Origin of the sequence: Halostagnicola larsenii XH-48 (genome assembly GCF_000517625.1) — an archaeon.
GTDB classification, from domain to species: domain Archaea; phylum Halobacteriota; class Halobacteria; order Halobacteriales; family Natrialbaceae; genus Halostagnicola; species Halostagnicola larsenii.
Genome location: NZ_CP007055.1, coordinates 1 through 20,989, shown reverse-complemented (window position 1 = coordinate 20,989; position 20,989 = coordinate 1). Strand labels below are relative to the sequence as shown.

General features: G+C 60.4%; 20 protein-coding genes. 14 read left to right on the top strand and 6 right to left on the bottom strand.

The window, feature by feature from the left end; translation table 11 throughout:
- Positions 1–44: 44 nt before the first annotated feature.
- Positions 45–698 carry a uracil-DNA glycosylase gene (locus HALLA_RS00095; protein WP_049951486.1) on the top strand — a complete coding sequence of 218 codons (654 nt, stop codon included), beginning with the start codon at positions 45–47 and terminating at the stop codon, positions 696–698.
- A gap of 268 nt (positions 699–966) precedes the next feature.
- Here HALLA_RS00095 and HALLA_RS20860 read toward each other — a convergent pair whose 3' ends face one another.
- Positions 967–1,314, bottom strand: a complete 348-nt coding sequence (locus tag HALLA_RS20860) for a hypothetical protein (RefSeq protein WP_169732086.1) — start codon at positions 1,312–1,314, stop codon at positions 967–969.
- An 800-nt stretch (positions 1,315–2,114) separates the two neighbouring features.
- On the opposite strand from HALLA_RS20860, the gene HALLA_RS20855 reads away from it, so the two are divergent.
- From HALLA_RS20855 to HALLA_RS00065, 6 genes are all read left to right on the top strand, one after another.
- A complete protein-coding gene (locus HALLA_RS20855; RefSeq protein ID WP_169732091.1) occupies positions 2,115–2,270 on the top strand; it encodes a hypothetical protein in 156 nt (51 codons plus the stop codon).
- 413 nt (positions 2,271–2,683) lie between these two features.
- Positions 2,684–2,980 carry a hypothetical protein gene (locus tag HALLA_RS19775; RefSeq protein WP_242406174.1) on the top strand — a complete coding sequence of 99 codons (297 nt, stop codon included), beginning with the start codon at positions 2,684–2,686 and terminating at the stop codon, positions 2,978–2,980.
- Between the two features lie 111 nt (positions 2,981–3,091).
- Positions 3,092–3,511: an HIT family protein gene (locus HALLA_RS00080; protein WP_049951483.1), complete on the top strand. Its 420-nt coding sequence runs from the start codon at positions 3,092–3,094 to the stop codon at positions 3,509–3,511.
- 167 nt (positions 3,512–3,678) lie between these two features.
- The gene (locus HALLA_RS00075) at positions 3,679–4,662 is read left to right on the top strand and encodes an ABC transporter ATP-binding protein (RefSeq protein ID WP_084568863.1); all 984 of its coding nucleotides are present in this window, start codon (positions 3,679–3,681) and stop codon (positions 4,660–4,662) included.
- Complete coding sequence (locus tag HALLA_RS00070) at positions 4,655–5,446, top strand: ABC transporter permease (protein ID WP_049951482.1); 792 nt, start codon at positions 4,655–4,657, stop codon at positions 5,444–5,446. Before HALLA_RS00075 ends, HALLA_RS00070 begins: the two co-directional genes overlap by 8 nt.
- Positions 5,447–5,527: 81 nt before the next feature.
- Positions 5,528–5,767, top strand: a complete 240-nt coding sequence (locus HALLA_RS00065) for a hypothetical protein (RefSeq protein WP_049951481.1) — start codon at positions 5,528–5,530, stop codon at positions 5,765–5,767.
- Between the two features lie 199 nt (positions 5,768–5,966).
- On the opposite strand, the gene HALLA_RS00060 is transcribed toward HALLA_RS00065, so the two are convergent.
- Complete coding sequence (locus tag HALLA_RS00060; protein ID WP_049951480.1) at positions 5,967–7,073, bottom strand: A24 family peptidase C-terminal domain-containing protein; 1,107 nt, start codon at positions 7,071–7,073, stop codon at positions 5,967–5,969.
- A gap of 579 nt (positions 7,074–7,652) precedes the next feature.
- Positions 7,653–8,414, bottom strand: a complete 762-nt coding sequence (locus HALLA_RS00055) for an IclR family transcriptional regulator (protein ID WP_049951479.1) — start codon at positions 8,412–8,414, stop codon at positions 7,653–7,655.
- Positions 8,415–8,849: 435 nt separating this feature from the next.
- On the opposite strand from HALLA_RS00055, the gene HALLA_RS00050 reads away from it, so the two are divergent.
- The 4 genes from HALLA_RS00050 to HALLA_RS00035 are packed head-to-tail and all read left to right on the top strand — an operon-like array spanning position 8,850 to position 14,155.
- Positions 8,850–10,799 (top strand): 3-hydroxyacyl-CoA dehydrogenase/enoyl-CoA hydratase family protein, encoded by a 1,950-nt coding sequence (locus HALLA_RS00050; RefSeq protein ID WP_049951478.1) that lies wholly within the window; start codon positions 8,850–8,852, stop codon positions 10,797–10,799.
- Position 10,800: 1 nt separating this feature from the next.
- A complete protein-coding gene (locus HALLA_RS00045) occupies positions 10,801–11,991 on the top strand; it encodes a thiolase C-terminal domain-containing protein (RefSeq protein WP_049951477.1) in 1,191 nt (396 codons plus the stop codon).
- Positions 11,988–12,530, top strand: coding sequence for a Zn-ribbon domain-containing OB-fold protein (locus tag HALLA_RS00040; RefSeq protein ID WP_049951476.1), 543 nt, complete (start codon positions 11,988–11,990; stop codon positions 12,528–12,530). The genes HALLA_RS00045 and HALLA_RS00040 overlap by 4 nt, the downstream gene beginning before the upstream one ends.
- Positions 12,527–14,155, top strand: coding sequence for a long-chain fatty acid--CoA ligase (locus HALLA_RS00035; RefSeq protein WP_049951475.1), 1,629 nt, complete (start codon positions 12,527–12,529; stop codon positions 14,153–14,155). The genes HALLA_RS00040 and HALLA_RS00035 overlap by 4 nt, the downstream gene beginning before the upstream one ends.
- Before the next feature lie 62 nt (positions 14,156–14,217).
- Here the strand turns inward: HALLA_RS00035 and HALLA_RS00030 are convergent, their stop codons facing one another.
- From HALLA_RS00030 to HALLA_RS00020, 3 genes are all read right to left on the bottom strand, one after another.
- Positions 14,218–15,549: a methyl-accepting chemotaxis protein gene (locus HALLA_RS00030; protein WP_049951474.1), complete on the bottom strand. Its 1,332-nt coding sequence runs from the start codon at positions 15,547–15,549 to the stop codon at positions 14,218–14,220.
- 154 nt (positions 15,550–15,703) lie between these two features.
- Positions 15,704–16,561: a branched-chain amino acid ABC transporter permease gene (locus tag HALLA_RS00025; protein WP_049951473.1), complete on the bottom strand. Its 858-nt coding sequence runs from the start codon at positions 16,559–16,561 to the stop codon at positions 15,704–15,706.
- Positions 16,562–16,564: 3 nt separating this feature from the next.
- The gene (locus HALLA_RS00020) at positions 16,565–17,842 is read right to left on the bottom strand and encodes an ABC transporter substrate-binding protein (RefSeq protein ID WP_169732090.1); all 1,278 of its coding nucleotides are present in this window, start codon (positions 17,840–17,842) and stop codon (positions 16,565–16,567) included.
- Between the two features lie 128 nt (positions 17,843–17,970).
- On the opposite strand from HALLA_RS00020, the gene HALLA_RS00015 reads away from it, so the two are divergent.
- From HALLA_RS00015 to HALLA_RS00005, 3 genes are read left to right on the top strand one after another with little or no spacing between them, the layout of a single operon-like run.
- Positions 17,971–18,999 (top strand): branched-chain amino acid ABC transporter permease, encoded by a 1,029-nt coding sequence (locus HALLA_RS00015; protein WP_084568859.1) that lies wholly within the window; start codon positions 17,971–17,973, stop codon positions 18,997–18,999.
- A gap of 13 nt (positions 19,000–19,012) precedes the next feature.
- The gene (locus tag HALLA_RS00010; protein ID WP_049951470.1) at positions 19,013–19,789 is read left to right on the top strand and encodes an ABC transporter ATP-binding protein; all 777 of its coding nucleotides are present in this window, start codon (positions 19,013–19,015) and stop codon (positions 19,787–19,789) included.
- Positions 19,786–20,508 (top strand): ABC transporter ATP-binding protein, encoded by a 723-nt coding sequence (locus HALLA_RS00005; protein ID WP_049951469.1) that lies wholly within the window; start codon positions 19,786–19,788, stop codon positions 20,506–20,508. The genes HALLA_RS00010 and HALLA_RS00005 overlap by 4 nt, the downstream gene beginning before the upstream one ends.
- Positions 20,509–20,989 lie beyond the last annotated feature (481 nt).

The window sequence follows — 20,989 nt, the reverse complement described above, 5'->3', positions numbered from 1 at the left end:
AATCGAGCGAAGGCGTCAAATCCGAGCGCCGCCTCGTCTCGAGCGTGCCCGATTCGAGTTCCAGAACGGATCCCGAGTTTCCGGAGACGCGAAACGTGCTCGAGGCCGAGTGCTTGCGCTGTCCGGCGCTGGTCGACTCCCGCGAGTGTATCTCGTGGGGAACCGGTGACCTCGAGGCGGACATCGTCGTGGTCGGCGAGGCACCCGGCTTCGGAACCCCCGACGCAGATCGCTGGCGGGGCGGCAACTGGACGGGAAAGGCCTACACCTCGAGACACTCAGGACGGCGGATTCGGTCGATGCTCGAGCGGATCGGTTACGCCGAGGATGCCTACTACACGAACGCCGTCAAGTGCTTTCCCGCGGATCTGGACGATCCGACGACCAACCGGGAGCCGACCGACGAGGAACGAGAGACCTGTCGCACCCACCTGCTGACCGAACTCGAGACGATCGATCCCGACGTGGTCCTCGCGACCGGAAAACACGCGACAGCGACGGTGCTGGAAGCAGAAGGGGAGACGCTCGAGGGATTCCTCGAGACCGTTCTCGAGCCGACTCGCTGTGACGGACTCGGCGTCTGGCTGGTGCCGATACTGCATCCGTCGTACCAGGACGTCTGGATCGGTCGACTCGGCTACGAGCCTGCGGACTACCTCGAGGCGATTCGGGAGACGCTCGCGGGCGTGCTCGAGTGAGGATGCGGACAAACCACTCGTGTATATTCTGGCTGACCGCGGCACCAGCAACCGCGATGTGCCACCAGCGAAAGCCGCCGACGGATCGACGATTCGATTCCTGCTGGCCGACCGCAAGGAGGAGTCGGCGTGTATATCGAAAACAGGGAAAGAAGCGCCAAAAACAATCCTCGAAACTGCGCTACGATCCACCAATAATCTACGCCACAAGGGCGAAAGAAATAATAGCCAGTGCCCAAATGTCATCGTATCTATGCTATTGCCACCTTCACACCTGCTTTCCCTTCCCCTCCTCAATGTCGGGTTGCTTCCCCTCTTCGTTCTCCCATTGCTCGTCGAACTTGCGGTACTTGCTCGAGGGATATACACCCGTGAACCCACTGACATCGTACTCGCTACCTTCGCGGTGCCCTGCCTCTTCGTCTCGATGTGGGCCGCCGTGGAGGGTCTGAACTCGTCCGGTGGCGTCCACTGGGGCGGCTTTTTCGGCCTTTTCTCCGCGGCCGTCGCTGGGCTTCTGGCGTTCCTCGTCGTGATGGATGCGGTCGTGGGGGCCGCTGTCCGGGCACGCGCGACGGAGTGACGAGTTTGCGTCGGCGCGGTACGCGAGTTTCATAGTCGCCGAAAACCGCCAGCAAAATGTCAAACTATTATATGAGTATGGTCATTCATCAGTTAGCATGCAACCCTCTACGACTCGTCGAGAACACCTCATAGCAAGCGGAACAGCCTCGACTATCGCGCTCGCTGGGTGTACAGACGTATTTTCAAAAAACTCGCACATGAAGTGCGAGTTTATAATAGGGAAGATTTGGCGCATACGTTTTCTGTAACAGTTACAAACGACAGGGAAAACGTGCTCTATCAACGGGAATTTAACTTAGAAGGTGAACAGTCTGAAGAAGCCACTGAACCATTTACTGGAAGTCCGACAATACTCTCCGTGGCAATAGACGATGGAAATTCAACAGAGTATACCTGGCTGACGACGTACTGCGAGGAGCAAGCCACAAGATCGGCTGGCGGTGTTAGTATATATCAGACACATGAAGGCGAATTACTTTTTGAGCCCACATGCAATACGGTTTATGCAGAATAGCGACTCGAGAGAGACAGCCTGTGTTTTCGAGGGAAGAACGTTATACAGAAGGCAAATCTGAGTTGTTTCTGCCCGTCGAAATTCCAATAGTATAAGTGACTACCCGACAACAATCAAGATAGAAACCGCGCTTCAATCAGCCGCCAGGGGCATGCGCTGAAATGCCCCGGGTGTCACAGCACCCGAGGCGCGGTTTCTAACCCGGATAGGGTTGAAACCATGTTTGCGTTGATTCTACCGAGATATAAACGTCTCGCACGACAGCCGTACCGCTATCAACTAGCCGGCGCTCCCCGAAAACTGCACTCGAGGGACCGATGAGCGACCAGTCACCAACTGAAGACGAGCGCGAAGCGTCGTCGCTGCCACGCTGTCCGCGGTGTGACACGCCGGTTACTCGAGTCACGAGCCGCGGGCCGACAGAGCACATCTGCTCGCCGTGTGGGTGTCTGGTCGGCTCGCCTGACCTCTGAGGGGGTTGCTCGAGCACCAGACCACCGGAAGCGGAGTCTGCCACTAATATCCTATTTTTTGCTTGGGTTGATGTGAGAGATACGCATACTACAAATGCGAACTTATCGAAGCGGTGCTTTTGTATAATGTCAATTTAAAAACCAATGTATGAATAGGACGGATTGGTTTCTCGCTCTCATCACATTTTTGCTGGCTGTAATTGCTTTCGAAACCGTGTCTGGAGCTACAAACGAACTCTTTCGTGATATTGGCGGCGGCGTATCTATGCTAATAATCTATATTCTGCCGTTCTATCTTCTGCTCCAGATTGTCTTTGAATGGTCCAGTAACTGAACTTTCTGTACTAACCGGTAACTACGTTTGCGAATGTATCGGCGTCTGTCGGGCAGCGTCTTGTGCTGGAGAAAAAGATATGCCAATAGGAACGGATGTTATGGATATGATTGAATTACGGCTCTATTATGCATCATTAGCCATCTGTGGTGCTATTCTTGGAGCGATGGGGCTCTCCAGTATCGTATCTGAAGGTCTCGCTCTTGTCCCAGTACTTCTTTCAATTGGCGGAATTGGAATGATTGCGGGAGTGGTCTACGAAGCATTCATCTCGTCACCCTCCATCGATACTCTACCAGATGAAAGATTAGTGTGGTTTACAGTAGCTATGGCCGCAGTCGGTGGTATAGGTGGGATTTGGTCGCTGGTTGGATAGTACCACGGGAAACTGCTCACCCTGTACTTACCGGGGAAACCTCAAGCACCCAGCCAAACCAACGAACTGGACCGGGTAACCTTCTTAGGACAAGCCGACACACACTGGCGTATGGCAACCATCTTCAGCCAGATTATTGACGGCGACATTCCGGCACGGATCGTCTACGAGGACGAGACGACAGTGGCCTTCCTCGACGCGAATCCGCTCTCGCCCGGACACACCCTCGTGATCCCCAAGGAGGAGTACGAACGGCTCAACGACGTTCCCGACGACATCGCGTCGGATCTCTACGCGACGATCCACGAGTTGGTCCCGGTCGTCGAGGACAGCGTCGACGCCGACGCGAGCACGGTCGCGTTCAACAACGGCGAGGCGGCCGGGCAGGAGGTCCCGCACGTCCACTGTCACATCGTTCCCCGGTTCGAGGGCGACGGCGGCGGCCCGATCCACGCCGTCGCGGGCGACGCGCCCGACCTCGCGGACAGAGAATTAGACGATATCGCCGCGGAAATCGAATCTCGAGTCTAACCGGGCCTCAAGTCTGAACGACTTAGCTCTGACAACGCCTCGAGTCTGAACAGCTCGTAGTCTACGCAAGCCGATATTTGAACTGAGAGTGTCTCGAGCGCGAACTGCTCGCTCGAGCGATGCATTCTTCGGCGGAGTTTATCACCTGTCGAATGTAAACAATAGCCATGGGAACGATCGATGTCGGTGGGCTGACGAAAGACTACGGTGAAGTCCTCGGGGTCGACGACCTCACGTTTACCGTCGAAGCGGGCGAGATCTTCGGCTTTCTCGGCCCGAACGGAGCCGGCAAGACCACGACGATCCGGCTCTTGCTCGGGCTACTCGAGCCGACGGCGGGGACCGCTCGCGTGCTCGATGCGGATATTCGCAACGAGCGGGCGCTCATCGAGGCAAAACGCCGAATCGGCTACCTCCCGGCCGATCTGGGATTCGAGGAGAAGGCGACCGGCGAGCGGGTCCTCGAGTACTTCGGCTCGATTCAGGGCGACAGCCGCCGCGAGGAACTCCTCGAGTTGTTCACCCCGCCGCTCGACCGGGAGATCCGGGAGTACTCGAGCGGCAACAGGCAGATGCTCGGACTCGTCCAGACGTTCATGCACGATCCGGACCTCGTCATCATGGACGAGCCGACCTCCGGGCTCGACCCGCTGAAACAGGAGCGACTGCTCGAGTTCCTCCGGGACGAACGCGACCGCGGGACGACGATATTCTTCTCCTCGCACGTCCTGAGCGAAGTCCGGCGGGTCTGTGACCGCGTCGGGATCCTCCGGGAGGGGCGACTCGTCGCCCTCGAGGACGTCGAAAGCTTGCTCGAGCGCGGCGGGAAACGGGTGCGGCTTCGACTCGCCGACTCCGAAAGCGGGTTCGAGCCGATCGACGGCGCGGCCGAGGTCGAGACGGCGGGCCGATCGATCAGCTTCACCTACACGGGCGAGTACAACGCGTTGCTCTCGCACCTGGCGGACTACGACGTGGTCGACGTCGAAATCGACGAGCCATCGCTCGAGACGATATTCATGCACTACTACGGGGCGACGGACGACGGCGGCGAAGCGGGGGTCGCCGAGGGGGGCGTCGCGGGCGGTGGACCGAACGACGAGATCGACGACGCGGGAAATCGCCCCATGTCGGAGGAGACTGATGCTTGAAATCGCCCGATACGAAGCCGAGCGTCGGCTTCGCGGGACGATCGCGCTCGCCGTCGGGATCGGGGTGCTTTCGCTCGTGTTTCTCGGGTTTTTCCCCTCGTTCGGAGACGCGGATCTCGAGGGGCTCGTCGAGGCCTATCCGCCGGCGTTTCAGGAGGCGTTCGGGATACAGGCCATCGGCACCATCGAGGGCTTTCTCGCCATCGAAGTCTACCAGTTCGTCTGGTTGCTCCTGCTCGGCCTCTACGTCGCCTACGCCGCGGCGAGTTCGATCGCGGGCGACGTCGAGCGCGATCGAATGGACCTCGTCCTCTCGCTGCCGGTCTCGCGAGGCCGCGTCGTCGGAGAGACGTTCGCCGCGCTCGCCCTTCCGGTGCTCGTGCTCAACGTGATCGTTCCGATCGCCGTCTACGGCGGCGTCCTCGCGATCGGCGAGTCGATTTCGGTCGCGGATCTGGCGATGGTGCACCTCCTCTCGATTCCGTACCTGCTTACGTGTACGGCGATCGGGCTCCTGTTGTCGGTGATGATAACGCGCGCGAGCGTCGCGAGTCGACTCGCCATCGCCGCCGTCTTCGTCCTCTTCCTGCTCGAGTCGATCACCGTCAGCACGGACGGCTACGAGTGGATCGGCTCCGTCAGCCCGACTCACTACTACGACCCGACCGCGATTCTCGTCGATGGCACCTACGATCTGCAGGGTGCTGTCATCCTGCTGGCCGCGACGGCAGCGCTCGTCCTCATCGCCAGAGCGCTGTTCGCTCGAGGAGACATCGGATCGTGAGATTCGAGGGGGCGACCACGTGTCGATCCGGCGAACCCAAACTGCCGTGAGCGTTTTGCACCTCGAGCGTGAGCCTCGAGTATGAGTCCGGCACGCGGATTTACCAGGTTGGCTGCGTTGGCGCGGAATCACCCCGTTGCGGCGGCGCTCGAGGTGGCGACGCTTGTGGGTTGTCTGCTGTTGATCGGCGGAATCGCTCTCGCGATCACGCGAGGGCCGCCGACCGGCACTGGAGAGTTGTGGCTCGGGATCATCGCCGGCGGCGCGGCCATCGTCGTGCTGTGGACGGTGCTGGTGCCGCTTTACGAACGCACGCGGTGAACCGTCTGAGGGCCCGAGATCGAACGCTCGGCCGGTTGGACTCAGCGAACAGCCGAGCCATGCAGGAAACGACGGGACAACAGATGTACGATAGCGGGAGTGCAGCGGGTGGTTTTCGGGACGAAGGACCGAATCGTGGGTTTTTGCGAGCGGATGTAGTGGCCGTCGAGCTGCCGGGTTTCCGGCCGAACAGTCGGTTCTAAACGAACAGGCCAAACAACAGGTCGCCGTAGACCAGCGCGATAACCAGCCCGATGAAGACCGGCACCAAAAACGGCGTTCCCGGCGAGATCCAGACCGTTTCTTCTTCCGTCAGGGTCTCGAGCCCCGATCGGAGCGAGTCGGCCGAAGTTCCGTAGGCGGTGTGATCGATATCCTCGAGGAACGCGTCGGCCCCCCACGGATCGTCGAGCGCCAGATCGGATTCATCCACGGACGGTTCGTCCACGAACGACAATTTTTCATCTTCTGTCGCCTGTTCCGCCTCGACAGATTCCTGCGGCGCTGGCTCGCTCGAGTCAGACTGCGTCGCCTCGTCGGTCGTCGGCTCGAGGGATTCACCGCCGTCGGTTCGAACCGCCGCGTCGACGGCCCCGTCGGTCGGCGGGTTCGGGTCGTCGGGCAGCGACTCGGGATGGCGGTACTGCTCGGGATCGTTCCGAACGTCCTCGAGCGAACAGCCCCGCCATCGGAGGTACATGCGAAGCGCGTCCAGGTCGAGGCCGCCGCGGCCGAACACGCTCGGCGACTCGAGGAGGGTACCGTGGGTTTCGGTCGTCCGATCCCACGAGATCGGCCAGCCGATGAACATCACCGGGGCGATGCGACCGGCCAGCGCGTTCCGGACGGCGAGTGCGAGCGGAATCGCGACGCCGACCAACACGGCGTTCGTGAGGATCGTAAAGGAAAACGCTCCGACGACCGTCGTCGATCCCGGAAACGCGACGGAACCGAACACGTACCGCGGGAACGTCGGAAAGAGCAGTGCAATCGTCATCAGGGCCTTGGCGTCCGCGCCGCCGAAGCCGCCGAACCACCAGAACAGGTACGCGAGCGGGACGACGACGCCGAGGCTCACCGCCACCGGGAGGAGGAAATCCTGAAACCAGACGGTCGAATCGGACGCGGTCCAGGCGATCCATCCGTCCCAGACGAGCAACGCCGCACCGAGCGTCGATAAGGGAATCCAGACGTCACTCGAGACGCGCCGCGTTTTGAAATCTCGATACGCGACCCACGCGAAAACCGGGACGGCGAGCAACCGGAGGAGATCGGGGGCCATCGCCGACGAAGCCGAAAGTGTCACACGACTCCCTCTCGAGCGAGAGAGCGTTATAGTTTCGGCCGTCTCGACGGGGAAAACGCATGCGAGGAAACCGACGGCGAAGAAATCGATTCGGCTGACGTATCGAGAAATACCCCAATATGGTATAATACTAAAGTATACTATAATATCAGTAGTAAGCTGGCGATCTCCCCGATTCGGAGACTGGATGAAAAGGAACTGCATAGTGAGCCGATAACAGCCGAGATAAGGCAGTAAAGCTATTGTAACGTGGAAAATGATATGTCGAGACGGATAGGGTCTATCAAATATGAAGGCAGAATAAAGCTCGAGGTCACGCCCAGATAGAGCATAAACAACCAATTTTCGAGTATAACGCAGATACCGGGAACAGGGTAGGAAACCCTACAGTATATTAGAATCTATTCTGGTAGAAAAGAGAGTATAATAGAATTAGGATATGAAATGATTTCCGACTGAATCAGCTCGAGAAACGGTTCTGTGAGTTCGCAGACGACCGGTGATCGCTGCCAGTTAGTTTCCCAGACGATCACGATCCACCGACGTTCGGAGAACATCCACGGCCCGCTGCCGCTCCAATCACTGGCCGTATCGGTACTTGATCCGGATCGTATCGGCCGATTCCTCGGCCTCTCGAAGGAGCGTGCGCTGGTAGGACTCGTTTTTCAGTCGGCCGGTCGGCACGGCGATACCGAGACAGGCTTTCAGAGATCCCTCGACGACGATCGGAACAGCGAGCAACCCCATTCCGTTGACCTGCTGATCCCAGTCGACCGCGTACCCCTGTTCTCGGATCTCCTCGAGTTCGGCGAGCAACGTCTCCCTGTCAGTGATCGTGTGGTCGGTCACCTGCGGGAGTCCGTGGGTCTCGAGGACTTCTTCGAGGCGCTCGTCGGACATGTGGGCTAAGATCGTCTTTCCGGGCGCGTGCGAGTGCGAGGGCAGCGTCATTCCCGGGTAGATACCTAACTCGAGGGACTGATCCTCGAACTCCTCGTGGAGGATCACGGACTGGCCCGCCTCTTCGATCACGAGCGTCACCAGTTCGCCGGTGGCTTCGGTGAGTCGCTTGAGTTCTAACTTCGAGACCTGATAGATCCTGCTCCGGTACTTGATTCGCGACCCCGTCGAGAGAAACTGGTAGCTGAGCGAGTACTCGCCGCCCTGATTGACCACGTAGCCGGTCGACTCGAGGGTCCGGAGATAGACGTGTGCGGTGCTTTTCGGGATCTCCATCCGCGAGGCGACCTCCGACGGGCCCGCACCGTTCGTCTCCCAGAGTAACTGAATAACGTCGAACGCTCGTTGGACCGACGTGAGCGAGGGTGTGGAACTCGTCATGATATCACGGAGCACGTTCGGGCTGTTAAGTGGTTCGATTATATTAGACGCAGAGACCGCAATCGACGAAACGAGGGAAATAGACGGTGCCGAGTCCGATATGTCGGCACATCAATTATATATCGTTCAACCAAGTTGGACGAGTTTTCCGGCGATAAGAACCCACCATTACAGGCGTAAGACTGTAATGAAGTTCCGGCACGGCGTTTATTGCATTATCAATCCTGTAGAATTACCCCCGTCGCAAGCCCTGCCTATCTTTCTGAATATATTAGACGGGAGCCAGCCGAATTACAGTGGGCGATCCGAGTTGTCATCCTCGAGTCGGTCGGGATCGGGTGTCGCGGTAGAAAGTAGATCGTGGACGACGGGAATGTCAGCGACGCTGCTGTGGGTTCCAAAGATATATGGGAGCGAAACGCGCAGATTTACGTGATGACGATTGACACAGTGAGACGAGTCGCGGTTCTCGGCGCAGGAAGCATGGGTCACGGTATCGCGGAGGTCGCCGCGATCGGTGGCTACGAGGTTACGATGCGCGATCTCGAGGACGACCTCGTACAAGACGGCTACGAGAACATCGAATGGAGCGTCGAAAAGCTCGCGGAGAAGGGCCAAATCGACGAGTCCAGTGAGGCCGTTCTCGAGCGGATCGACACCACCACCGATCTGGCCGACGCGGTTTCGGATGCGGACCTCGTGATCGAGGCGGTTCCCGAGCAGATGGAGATCAAGCGGGACACTTTCTCGACGGTCGATGAGCACGCGCCCGATCACGCGATTCTGGCGTCGAACACCTCGAGCCTCTCGATTTCGGAGATCGCGATGGCGACCGACCGGCCCGAGCAGGTCGTCGGACTGCACTTTTTCAACCCGCCGGTGAAGATGGACCTCGTCGAGGTCATCCGCGGCGAAGCGACGAGCGAGGAGTACGCCGAGCGCGCCTACGAGTGGGCCGAATCGATCGACAAGACGCCGATCCACGTCCGCAAGGACGTCCACGGCTTCGTCGTCAACACCGTCCTCGTCCCGTTCATGGAGGAGGCGGCCTGGATGCTCTCGAACGACGAGACCGATATTCGGACGGCCGACGCGACGATGGTCTACGAGCGGGGCTACCCGATGGGGCCGTTCGAACTGAACGACTTCGGCGGCATCGACATCGGCTATCACTTCCGGGACGCCTCCGACCAGCCGGTTCCGCCGGCCGTCGCCGAGAAGGTCGAAAACGAGCACCTCGGAAAGAAAACCGGCAAGGGCTTCTACGACTATGACGACGGCGACGGCGTCGACTACGGCCCGACGGACGCCGGCGACTTCGACACCCTCCGAACCGAAGCGGTGATGATCAACAACGCGGCGTGGCTCATCGGCAACGACGTGGCGACGCCCGAAGCGATCGACATCGGCCTCAGACTCGGCGGCAGCTTCCCCGAGGGGATGTGCCGGCGCGGCGACCGCGTCGGCCTCGATGCCGTCCTCGAGAAGTTAGAAGAGTTGGGCGAAACGAGCGACGCCGACCGGTACGAACCGGCCGACTACCTCGTCGAACTCGTCGAGGAAGGCCACACGGGCGAGGACGCCGGGAAAGGGTTCTACGACTACCGAACCGATCCGCCGTACCACTACCTCGACTGGGAACTCACCGACGAGGGCGTGCTCGATATTACCCTCGACCGCGAGGAGCGGCTGAACTCGATGTCCGAGGACATGTTCGCCGAGATCGACCGCCTGCTGACCGACGTCGACGTCGACGAGGTGAGCTGCGTCGTCTTCTCCGGCGCTGGCGATCGGGCGTTCAGTTCGGGCGCGGACATCACCGGCTTCACCGCCGGCGAGCCGGTCGACATCATGGACCCCGACGACGTGTTCACGACCGTCTACGAGTTCGATCGGCCGACAGTTGCGAAGATCGACGGCTTCTGTCTCGGCGCGGGCATCGAACTCGCGCTGGCCTGTGACATCCGAATCGGCAAGGAGGGCTCGACCATCGGCACGCCCGAGACGGACCTCGGCCTGATCCCCGGCGGCGGCGCGACCCAGCGGCTCGTCAGGCTCGTCGGCGAGAACCGGGCCAAGGAGATGGTCTTCCGCGGCCTCAAGATCGGTGCCGAGGAAGCCGAGGAGTGGGGCATTCTGAACCACGCCGTCTCCGAGGAGGAGTTCGAAGACGTCGTCGACGACGTGGTTTCGGATCTCGTCTCCGGGCCGCCGGTCGCGCTCAAGGCCGCGAAGCAGGTCATCAACGACGGACAGGAGGCCAGCCTCGACGCCGCGCTCGAGATGGAAAAGCAGTCGTTCGCCCTGCTGACGACAACCGACGACATGCTCGAGGGCGTCACGGCGTTCAGGGAGAACCGCGAGCCGGAGTTTACGGGTGAGTGAGATGACCCGCAACGTCGCGATCGTCGGCGGCGGGCAAACGTCGTGGGGCGACCGCGACGCGAGCTGGAAGGATCTCGCCCAGGAGGGCGGGAAGGCGACCTTCGACGCCGTCCCCGATATCGGTCCCGAGGACATCGAGGGGCTGTTCGTCGGCGCGGTCCAGCCCGAACGGTTCGCGTTCCAATCGCACGTCGCGCCGCTGGTCGCCGAACTGCTCGGCATCGACGTGACGGAGATGATCGCACGCACGGAGCTGGCCTGCGCGAGCGGGCAGGCCGCGCTTCGCTATGCGTGGCTCGCAATTGCGGCCGGGCAACTCGACACCGCACTCGTCCTCGGCGTCGAGAAGATGAACCTCGGGAAAGCGCAGATGCCCGAGATGCAGGCCTCGATGTCGAACGTTCTCGACCGGGAGTTCGACGGCGTCAACGGACTCTCCGCGCCGCCGTTTTTCGCCTGGTACGCCCAGCGACACATGCACGAGCACGGCACGACTCGAGAACAGCTCTCGCAGGTCGCGGCCAAGAACAAGTCGAACGCCGCGAAGACGGACTTCGCGCAGTTCCAGCGCGAGATCGAGCCCGAGGACGTCGAGGAGTCCCCCGAAATTGCACCGCCACTGCATCTCTACGACTGCAGCGGCATTACGGACGGTGCCTCGGGCGTGATCGTGATGAGCGAGGAGAAGGCTCGCGAAGTCACCGACACCCCCGCCTGGATCACCGGCAGCGGCCAGTCCTCGATGGCAGGCAACTCGATCAATAACCTGCCCTCGTTCGACGGCTGGCCACAGGCCCGCGAGGCCTCCCAGAACGCCTACGAGCAGGCGGGAATCGAGGACCCGCTCGAGGAGATCGACGTCGCCGAGGTCCACGACTGCTTCTCGATCAGCGAGATCATCGAATACGAGGAACTCGGCTTCTGCGAGCGCGGCGAAGGCGGCCAGTTCATCGAGGACGGACGAAGCCACATCGACGGCGATATTGCGGTCAACCCGCGCGGCGGCCTGCTCGGCTGTGGCCACCCGCTCGGGGCGACCGGCGTCTCGCAGGCCCTCGAGATCACCCAGCAGTTCCAGGGAACCGTCTCGAGCGACCGGCAGGTCGAGGACGCCACGACCGGGCTCATCCACAACTTGAGCGGCAGCGCGTCAGTTCACAGCGTCATGACGCTGGGGCGTGATCCACAATGACAGACCAGCAAGACACCACCGATTCGACCGATCCGTCCGGCTCGAGCGACGCGAGCGGATCGGTCCCCAGAGACACCGTATCGATCCCCGCCGAAATCGAGCTTCCCGACCTGCTCGATTTCTACGAGCGCCAGACGCCGGAGCACACGCAGATCCACGAGTTCTACGAGAACCTCGACGACGGCAGGCTCACGACGACCCGCTGTCGCGACTGCGGGGAGACGCACTATCCCCCGCGGATCGTCTGTCCGGAGTGTACCGGCGACGACCTCGAGTACGTCGACTTGCCTCACGAGGGCGAGCTGTTCGCGTTCAGCGAGTCCCGCGGCGGCACGCCGCTCGGCTATCACGACACGTCGCCGTTCGTCGTCGCCATTGTCGATCTGGGCGCGGTCAAGCTCTCGGCGCGGATCGACGACGCCCGGTACGACGATCTCGAGATCGGCGATCCGGTCTCGCTGAAGATCGTCGACATCGACGACGGGACCGGCAGGGAGCGGGTCTTTTATCGGTTCGTCCCGCGAGGTGAAACCCAATGAAAGACTACGAACTCACGCTGCAGGTCATGCTCGATCGGGCGGTCTCCCAGTTCGGTCACAAGGAGATCGTCTCGGAGGAAGCGGACGGAACGACTCATCGATACACCTACGACGAGGCGGCGGATCGAATGGCTCAGCTCGCGAACGCGCTCGACGAACTCGGCCTCGAGATGGGCAGTCGGGCGTCGGTGATGGCGATCAACCACCACCGCCACTACGAACTCTACTTCGGCCTGTCCTGTAGCGGTCGGAGCATCCACATGACGAACCACATGCTCCCCGACGAGCACATCGTCGAGATCGTCAACGAGGCCGAAGACGAGGTCGTCTTCGTCGATCCGGCGTTCGTAGAGACCGTCGAGAACGTCGCTGATCAGTTCGAGACCGTCGAGCACTACGTCGTCCTCGACGACGAGGTGCCGGAGACGGACCTCGAGCCGATACAGTCCTACGAAGACCTCCTCTCCGGCCACGAGACCGACTACGAGTGGCCGGATATCGACGAGGAACGGGAGGCGGGCATCTGTTATACCTCCGGGACGACCGGGCTCCCGAAGGGCGTCGCTTACACCCACCGGAACATCTACCTGCACACGCTGACCCACAGTCACATCGACGTGTTCAAAATCAGCGAAAACGATGTCGTCATGCCCGTCGTGCCGATGTACCACGTCAATGGCTGGGGGCTCCCCTACACCGCGACGCTGTGTGGCTCGAAGCTCGTGTTGCCCGGACCGAAGACCGACTCCGAGCAGATCGCCGAACTGATCGATCGGGAGGGCGTCACCATCACCGCCGCCGTCCCGACGGTCTGGCGCGAGATGGCCAGTTTCTACGACGAGCGCGACGACATCGAACTCGAGAGCCTCGACCGGGTCCTGACCGGCGGCAGTTCGCCACCCGAGTGGCTCATGGAGAAATTCGACAAGGAGATCGGCGCGCCGATCTACCAGGGCTACGGGATGACCGAGGCCGCCCCGAACCTCGTGAACACCATGACGACCACCGAGGTCAAGGAGGAACTCGACGAGAGCGGCCGGTACCAACAGCAGATGAAACCCGGCATCCCCGCCCCCGGCGTCCAGATCCGCCTGCGCGATCAAAGCGGCGAGGAGGTCCCCCACGACGGGGAATCCTCCGGCGAGATCCAGGCCCGCGCACCCTGGCTCATCGACGAGTACTACAAACGCCCTGAAGCTACGGCCGAATCGTTCACCGACGACGGCTGGTTCAAAAGCGGCGACGTCGGCACGATCGACGAGTACGGCTACCTCGAGGTCGTCGACCGACTCGACGACATCATCAAGAGCGGCGGGGAGTGGATCTCCTCGATCGAACTCGAGAACGAACTGATGGCCCACGACGCGGTCGAGGAGGCGACGGTCATCAGCGTCGAACACGAGAAGTGGGACGAACGGCCGGTCGCCTACGTCGTTCCGTCCACGGACGACGTGACCGCCGACGAACTGCGGACCCACCTCCGCGAGCGCTATCCCAAGTGGTGGATGCCGGATAAGATCGTCTTCGTAGAGCAGATTCCGAAGACGACGACCGGGAAATTCAACAAGAAAGCGCTCCGCGACGACTTCGACGAGGAGTACGACGGACTGCCCCTCGAGGAGTAAGCGACGACCTGTCGCCGTCGGCGCATCTAATTCAGTTCTCCCGTTCGACGAACCGCGACCGATTACAGATCCGACTCGAGGTCGCGGACCTCGTCTCTGACTTCGCGAACCTTCGCGGCCTGCCGGTCGTTCGTTTCCGCGAGCGTCTCGATTTCGTCGGCGACGGCTTCGATCTGCTCGAGCGAGTTGCCGAGCATCGTCGTTACCTCCTGTGCGGTCGCGGCCTGGTCGTCGGTCGCATCGGCGATCTGATCGATTCCTGTGGTCGCTTCCTCGACCGCGGCTCTGATCTCCGACTGTTTGTCGTCGACCGTCCGGGCCCGCTCGATGGCGTCGTCGACGCGGTCGATCGTCGTCCCGACGTTATCGATCGTTTCGGTCGTATTCCGGCTGACCTCCTCGACGATGTCCTCGATCGTTTCGACCTCGCCTTTGGACTGGTCGGCGAGCGCTTTGACTTCGTCTGCGACGACGGCGAATCCCGCAGCGCCGGAGTCGACCTGTGCGGCCTGAATGTTTGCGTTGACCGCCAGTAGATTCGTTTCGTCGGCGATCCGATCGATCACGTCGACCACTTTGTCGATCTCTTTCATCCGCTGTTCTAAGGTCTGGGTCGTCGCAGAAAGCGTATCTGTCGCGTCGCGAACGTCGTCGATGATCGAGACGATATCGGCGGTCGCGTCCTTCGATTCGTCGGCCAGTTCGGCGGCGGTCTGGCTCTGGCTGCTGACCTCTTCGGCGCTGGCGGAGATCTCCTCGACGGTCGCCGACAGCGACTCCATCTCGTTGCGTACCTCCGCGAGGTTCCGGACCTGCGTTGCGGCCAGATCGTCGACGTCGTCGGTCGTCCCCGCGTTCGTCTCTGCGGCACTGAGTAGCTCGTCGACAGCGCCGTCGACGATGTCGCTAATGGCCGTCTGGACGGCCTCGAGTTCGTCGCGTTGTTCGACCAGCTCCGTCACGATCGTGATGTACTCGAACGCGCCGATCGAATCGCCCTCGGGCGTCCGGAGCGGGACCCCGGCCGTGCGGATGTGCCACTGATCGTCCGGCGGGCCGCCGGATCGGATCTCCGACTCCTGAATCGCCTCGCCCGTCCGGGCGATCTCCTCGGCCAACGTTTCCTCGACGCCGTCCGTTCCGATCACGTCAAGCGCCTGCTCGCCGAGTGCGTTCTCGTGGGCAACGCCGGTTAGCTCTGCGCTCTCGTCGTTCCAGTGGGTAATGGCACCGTCGTCGTTGACGACGAGGATCGGCTCCGGAAACTCCTCGACCAGTCCCTCGAAGAGCGTTTGCCAGAAATCACGTTCCGCTCGCACGGCGTCGATCGATTCATCGCCCGCTTCGTCGCGGGAGTCGAGGTGGTCCGGGAGCAACAGACGTCTGCCAGTCATTGTCGAACGTGTTCACAGAGGGCGAAAATATAGCTACTGGCCGGGTGGAGGAAAAGGTGACTCGCACAATACCAGCGTGCTCGAGGGTACTCGTTAAAATGGTCACGAACGAGGCAGTCGATCGGCTCGAGAACAGATCGGGAAAACCGACGGTTCAGGTGGGAAGTTCCCGACCGTACAGGCCAGTCGGCTTGTAGAGCAACACGAGGATGATCAGAATCAGCGCCGTCATGCCGCTCAGCCGCGGCGAAATGGCGGACGTGGTGAACACCTCGAGAAAACCGATGATGTACGCGGCGAGGATGCTGCCGCGGATGGAACCGATGCCGCCGAGGATGACGATGGCGAACGCAAGCACCAGCGGCGTCATCCCCATGTCGTAGGAGGCGGCGCGAAAGGTCCCGTAGAGAACGCCGGCCGATCCCGCGAGGATACCCGCGAGCGCCCAGACCATGAGCGTGATCTTGTCGGTGTCGATACCGACCAGTGCCGCCCCCTTCTCGTTCATTCCCGTCGCGATGATCGCCTGGCCGACCTTCGTGTGATTGATGAACACGAACAGCCCGATGATGAACAGCCACGAGACGACGAAGATCAACAGGTTGTTATAGAGAAACGAGACGCCGCCGATGGACGTACTCCCCTCGAGCATGGACGGGACCGATCGCGGACTGGTCCCGACCATTGCCCGGAAAGAGTACTCGATGATCAGCCAGGACAGCAGCGTGATGATCAGGACGTTGACCGGGTCCTCCGTGTGCTTGACCAACAAACTATGCAGAACGATGTGAAAGAGCGCACCGGTGACGGTTGCTGCGAGCAACCCGATCCAGACGCTGTATCCCAGTCCGGAAACGTACCAGGCGGTGAACGCACCGATCGTAATGGTTCCGCCGTGGGCGAGGTTCGCCTGTCCCGCGACGCCGAACACCAGCGTGAACCCGATCGCGATGAGCGCGTACAGCGAACCGAGGATGAGCGTGTTCGCTGCGATACCGACGAAGTCTACCATGCGTCAGAACCACTCTGGCTCCTGGTAGTCGGACGTTGCCAGGTCATCGGGGTAAATTACTTCCTGAACGCCCTCGCCATCGTCGTCGACCTGCCACTGGAAGTTGACTCGGCGGAGGCGGTCTTCTCCGAACACGGCGTCGTGGGGGAACTCGCTGTCCTCGCCGTTGAACTCGATCGTTCCGCGCGTTCCCTCGTAGGTATGTGAGGCGAGCGCGGGGACGATCGTCTCGGAATCGGTCGTCTCCTCCTGTGCGACGACTTCCGCCCACATCTTGATCCCGTCGTAGGTGGCATAGGCGAAGGCATCGTTCGGATAGACGCCGTACTCGTCGTAGTAGTCCTCCGCGAACGACGTCGTCTGGTCGGAGAGTTCCGCCTTGTGGACGCCGGGCGTGTTACTCATCGCGAACTCGGTCGCCCCGTCGAAGGCTTCGTGTGCGCCCGGATCGTTGATCTGCGAGATCAGCCCCGCGATGGCGAAGTCGCGTTCCTCGTCGCGCCACTGAATCTGTGCGGGCCCGGCGGTGTGGGCCATACTCATCAACACGGCGTCGACGCCTTCGGACTCGAGGCTGTCGAAAAGCGGCGTGAAGTTATCCGTATCACCGGGATAGCGCTCGTTGTACGGGACATCGATTCCCTGGTCTTCGAGCAATCCGGGGAGATCGTCCGAGAACGGCTGCGTCCACTCGAACTCCTCGTTGAGGATGCCGACCGTGTCCCATCCCTCCTCTTCGTGCATGTAACCGGCAAACTCCGCGACCGACTCCACCCAGATGACCGCGTTTCCGTAGGGGCGAAAGTGGTACTTGTACTGGTCGTAATCGTCGGCGAGGAATTGCGAGACCTCTGGCGAAGTGTTTCCACCGCTGATGTGAACGACCTGGTGTTCGGCGATGTTGTCCATGAGATCGAGCATCACCTCCGTCCGGAACACGCCGGCGGTCATGTCGACGCCGTCCTCGACGACGAACTCGAGGTAGCGATTCTCTGCGGTCGTCGTGTCCCCCTGATAGTTCGCGACGTGAAGTTGGATGTCCTCGCCGAGTAACCCGCCGTCGTCGTTGAGTTCGTCGACTGCCATCTGGGCGGCCTGTTTCTGTGCGGTTCCCTGCGGGGCGCTCCCGGGTTCGAACGCGAGGAGACCGATCTGGACACCGTCGCTTCCGCCGCTGCTATCTGTCCCACCAAGACAGCCAGCGACGGACATCGTTGCACCTGCACCGACCATTCCGACAAACCGACGTCTGTCGATACCCTGTGTTGCGTTATCACGCATAATAGCTGAGATACGCATCATCCTAAATAAGTGTGTTGGTAACACACCCGCAGAGGTGGGGGAGTTGGGTGGATGATAAAGTATAAATACTATGTCGAAAGTTCTCTAACGAGAGGGTAAGTGATGACATGACACGTTTAGATTTCGAACCACGGCACGTAGTGGGTATCATCTGTCTGGGAGGGTTGGCGTTTGCACCGTTTTTACTCGACGTGCTCACGCTACGACAGCTCACGGGAGCGTTGTTTCTCGGCATGTTCGCGATGAGTTGGGACTACGTCTCGGGGTACACCGGGCAGTTGAGTTTCGGACACAGCATGTTCTTCGCGGCAGGGGGATACACGGCGGCGATCGCAAATCTGCAACACGGCGTCACTCCCGCGCTCGCGATCGGTATGGGGACTGCGGTGGCGGCGCTGTTCGGAATCGTCGTCGGTTTCCCGGCGCTTCGGCTTCGGGGGCCGTATCTCGCGCTCATCACGCTGATTATTCCGCTTATACTCGTGCAAATCACCAACATCTTTCCGGACGTTCTCGGAGGCGAAGCGGGCCTTCGAAGCCCTGAAAACCTGATTTCCGTCGGCGATACGGCCGCATCGATCCTCACGATGATCGGGTTCAGAAGGCCGTTCGATCAGGAAGTGTTTGTATACTTCTATATCAGCCTCATGCTGTTCCTGGGGATTTACGCGCTTTTTTACGTGTTCACTCGATCCTACGTCGGCGACATCTTCACCGCGATTCGAGAGGACGAAGACGCGGTTCTGGCCTCCGGAATCAACCCGGCGAAATTCAAAGTGTTCGCCTTCACGATGAGCGGTGCGGTCGGTGGATTCGCCGGGGCGGCATTCGTCCACACCCCGGTCGGAAGTCCGTCGCCCGGCTCCCTGTTACTGGTCGTCGTCAGCATCGAAGTCGTGCTGATCAGCATCCTCGGCGGCATGGGAACGATCACCGGCCCCGCAGCGGTCGGTATCGTCTACTACTTCGTTCGAGATATCCTGCAAACGACGTTCAGTCACGTCTCGATGGTGCTGTTCTTCACGCTCGCGTTACTCGTCCTGTTCTTCCTGCCGAAAGGGATAATTCCGGGACTGTCCGACCTGAGTCGCAAGATCCTCGAGTTGCGGGATCGACGCGCGAACCCAACCACCTAACACGGAGCCACCAATGAGTTCACACGCTACGCAATCGGTCGATGGCACAGCACGCACGGACGACGTTCTCCGCCTCGAGAACGTGACCAAGCGCTTCGGCGGCGTCGTCGCCGTCGACGATCTTTCGTTTTCGGTCCACGACGGGGAGATCCTGGGGTTTATCGGCCCGAACGGGGCCGGCAAATCGACGACCTTCAACTGCGTGTCGGGAGCGTTTCCGCCCACCGACGGCACGGTCTACTATCAGGGCGAAGATATTACCGGAGTTCCCCAGTACGCGCTCGTCGAGAGGGGACTGGCCCGAACGTACCAGACCTTCCGACCGCTCGAGGATCGAACCGTTCTCGAGAACGTCTCGCTGTCGATGGTTCCGAACAAGCTGTTTTCGTTCAGCGAGTTCCGGACCGACGTGGAAGATCGAGCCAGGGAGATCTGCCAACAGGTCGGTCTGACCGAATACATGCATCAGATGCCGGACGAACTCCCGCACGCCGGATTGTTGCGACTCGAGGTCGGCCGGGCGCTCGGAACGGAACCCGATCTCCTGTTGGTCGACGAACCGTTCGCCGGGCTCACGCCCGAAGAGGTCGATCGGACGGCGACGCTGTTTCGATCGCTTCGCGAGGACGGAATGACGTTGATCGTTATCGACCACAACATGCACGGACTCCTGGATCTGGTGGACAGAGTCGTCGTGATCTCGTTCGGCGAAAAGATCGCCGAAGGGACCCCCGACGAGATTCGAAACGATCCGACCGTCCAGGAAGCCTACCTCGGGGGCGAGCTATGAGCGCGCCGGAGCTGCAAGCCGATACCGTTCTCTCGGTCGAGGACCTCTCGGTCTCGTACGGGAAGGTACAGGCGCTCGAGGACGTGGATATCGACGTCCGAAGCGGTGAGACCGTCGCGGTGATCGGGCCAAACGGCGCGGGGAAATCGACGCTGGTCGACACGATCGGCGGATTTCACGAGTACGACGGCTCGGTGCGGTTCAACGGGACGGAAGTCGCCGATACGTCGACGCCGGAACTGATAGAAAACGGACTGTTCTACTGTACCGAGCGTCGGGACCTGTTCGACTTCATGAGCGTCGAGCAGAACCTTCGACTCGGCTCGTACCTGAACGGTGAGGGCGAAGAAAAACGACTCGAGGAGGTCTTCGATCTCTTCCCGCGACTCGAGGAGCGACGATCACAGGAAACCCAGTCGCTGAGCGGCGGCGAGAAGCAGATGCTCTCGCTCGGACGGGGGCTGATGAGCGATCCCGAGTTTCTCATCCTCGACGAGCCGTCGATCGGACTCGCGCCGGTCATCCTGCAGGACATCAGCGAGGCGCTCGAGTCCATTCAGGAACTGTCCGTCGAGATCCTCATCTGCGAACAGAACATCACGTTCGCGCTCGAACACGCCGATCGGCTCTACCTCCTCGAGAACGGTTCCGTCCGGCGCTCTGGAACGCCGGATAGCCTCGAGTCGGACAAATTCGTCGAGACCTATATCGGCGGCTAGGCGCCGACCAAGAGTTGTGCCAATATGGCAAATTCCAATATATCTACCTAGCTTGTCTATTTTCCATTCTTAGCAAGTAGAGATGTTCGTTAGTCAATTTTCGCATTCCCAGAATAGTGTGAATATAGTCGAATAATTAGAAAATACCCCACATAATGAGTATATAACTGTATATTTACCATATGCCAAGGATGATGTGAAAACAATGCCAAGGGAGTCAAGTTCATAGAATATCTCCCAGATAACCACTAGAGAAAAACCATACAGATACATAATACCCATAATCTGAGTTTGTCGCTTTTGAGTGAGTACTGCGACGCCTTAATAGCAAATAAAATATATCTTTCCTAAGCTACCAAATTATTATAATATATCAGGGCACGGTGAACGAGGGGTCGATCGAGAGGCCAACATCGGACGAAACAGACGATCGTAGCTGCTCTCGAGAGTCACCGACGGGCAAGCGTAGAAAACCGTTTGC

Excerpts from the sequence above, each read along its gene's own strand:
- HALLA_RS00055 (WP_049951479.1), bottom strand. The coding sequence starts at position 8,414 with ATGACGAGTTCCACACCCTCGCTCACGTCGGTCCAACGAGCGTTCGAC.
- HALLA_RS00080 (WP_049951483.1), top strand. The coding sequence starts at position 3,092 with ATGGCAACCATCTTCAGCCAGATTATTGACGGCGACATTCCGGCACGG.
- HALLA_RS00020 (WP_169732090.1), bottom strand. The coding sequence starts at position 17,842 with ATGCGTGATAACGCAACACAGGGTATCGACAGACGTCGGTTTGTCGGA.
- HALLA_RS00035 (WP_049951475.1), top strand. The coding sequence starts at position 12,527 with ATGAAAGACTACGAACTCACGCTGCAGGTCATGCTCGATCGGGCGGTC.
- HALLA_RS19775 (WP_242406174.1), top strand. The coding sequence starts at position 2,684 with ATGCCAATAGGAACGGATGTTATGGATATGATTGAATTACGGCTCTAT.
- HALLA_RS00015 (WP_084568859.1), top strand. The coding sequence starts at position 17,971 with ATGACACGTTTAGATTTCGAACCACGGCACGTAGTGGGTATCATCTGT.
- HALLA_RS20855 (WP_169732091.1), top strand. The coding sequence starts at position 2,115 with ATGAGCGACCAGTCACCAACTGAAGACGAGCGCGAAGCGTCGTCGCTG.
- HALLA_RS00070 (WP_049951482.1), top strand. The coding sequence starts at position 4,655 with ATGCTTGAAATCGCCCGATACGAAGCCGAGCGTCGGCTTCGCGGGACG.
- HALLA_RS00030 (WP_049951474.1), bottom strand. The coding sequence starts at position 15,549 with ATGACTGGCAGACGTCTGTTGCTCCCGGACCACCTCGACTCCCGCGAC.
- HALLA_RS00075 (WP_084568863.1), top strand. The coding sequence starts at position 3,679 with ATGGGAACGATCGATGTCGGTGGGCTGACGAAAGACTACGGTGAAGTC.
- HALLA_RS00005 (WP_049951469.1), top strand. The coding sequence starts at position 19,786 with ATGAGCGCGCCGGAGCTGCAAGCCGATACCGTTCTCTCGGTCGAGGAC.
- HALLA_RS00010 (WP_049951470.1), top strand. The coding sequence starts at position 19,013 with ATGAGTTCACACGCTACGCAATCGGTCGATGGCACAGCACGCACGGAC.
- HALLA_RS00025 (WP_049951473.1), bottom strand. The coding sequence starts at position 16,561 with ATGGTAGACTTCGTCGGTATCGCAGCGAACACGCTCATCCTCGGTTCG.
- HALLA_RS00040 (WP_049951476.1), top strand. The coding sequence starts at position 11,988 with ATGACAGACCAGCAAGACACCACCGATTCGACCGATCCGTCCGGCTCG.
- HALLA_RS00065 (WP_049951481.1), top strand. The coding sequence starts at position 5,528 with ATGAGTCCGGCACGCGGATTTACCAGGTTGGCTGCGTTGGCGCGGAAT.
- HALLA_RS20860 (WP_169732086.1), bottom strand. The coding sequence starts at position 1,314 with ATGAAACTCGCGTACCGCGCCGACGCAAACTCGTCACTCCGTCGCGCG.
- HALLA_RS00050 (WP_049951478.1), top strand. The coding sequence starts at position 8,850 with ATGACGATTGACACAGTGAGACGAGTCGCGGTTCTCGGCGCAGGAAGC.
- HALLA_RS00045 (WP_049951477.1), top strand. The coding sequence starts at position 10,801 with ATGACCCGCAACGTCGCGATCGTCGGCGGCGGGCAAACGTCGTGGGGC.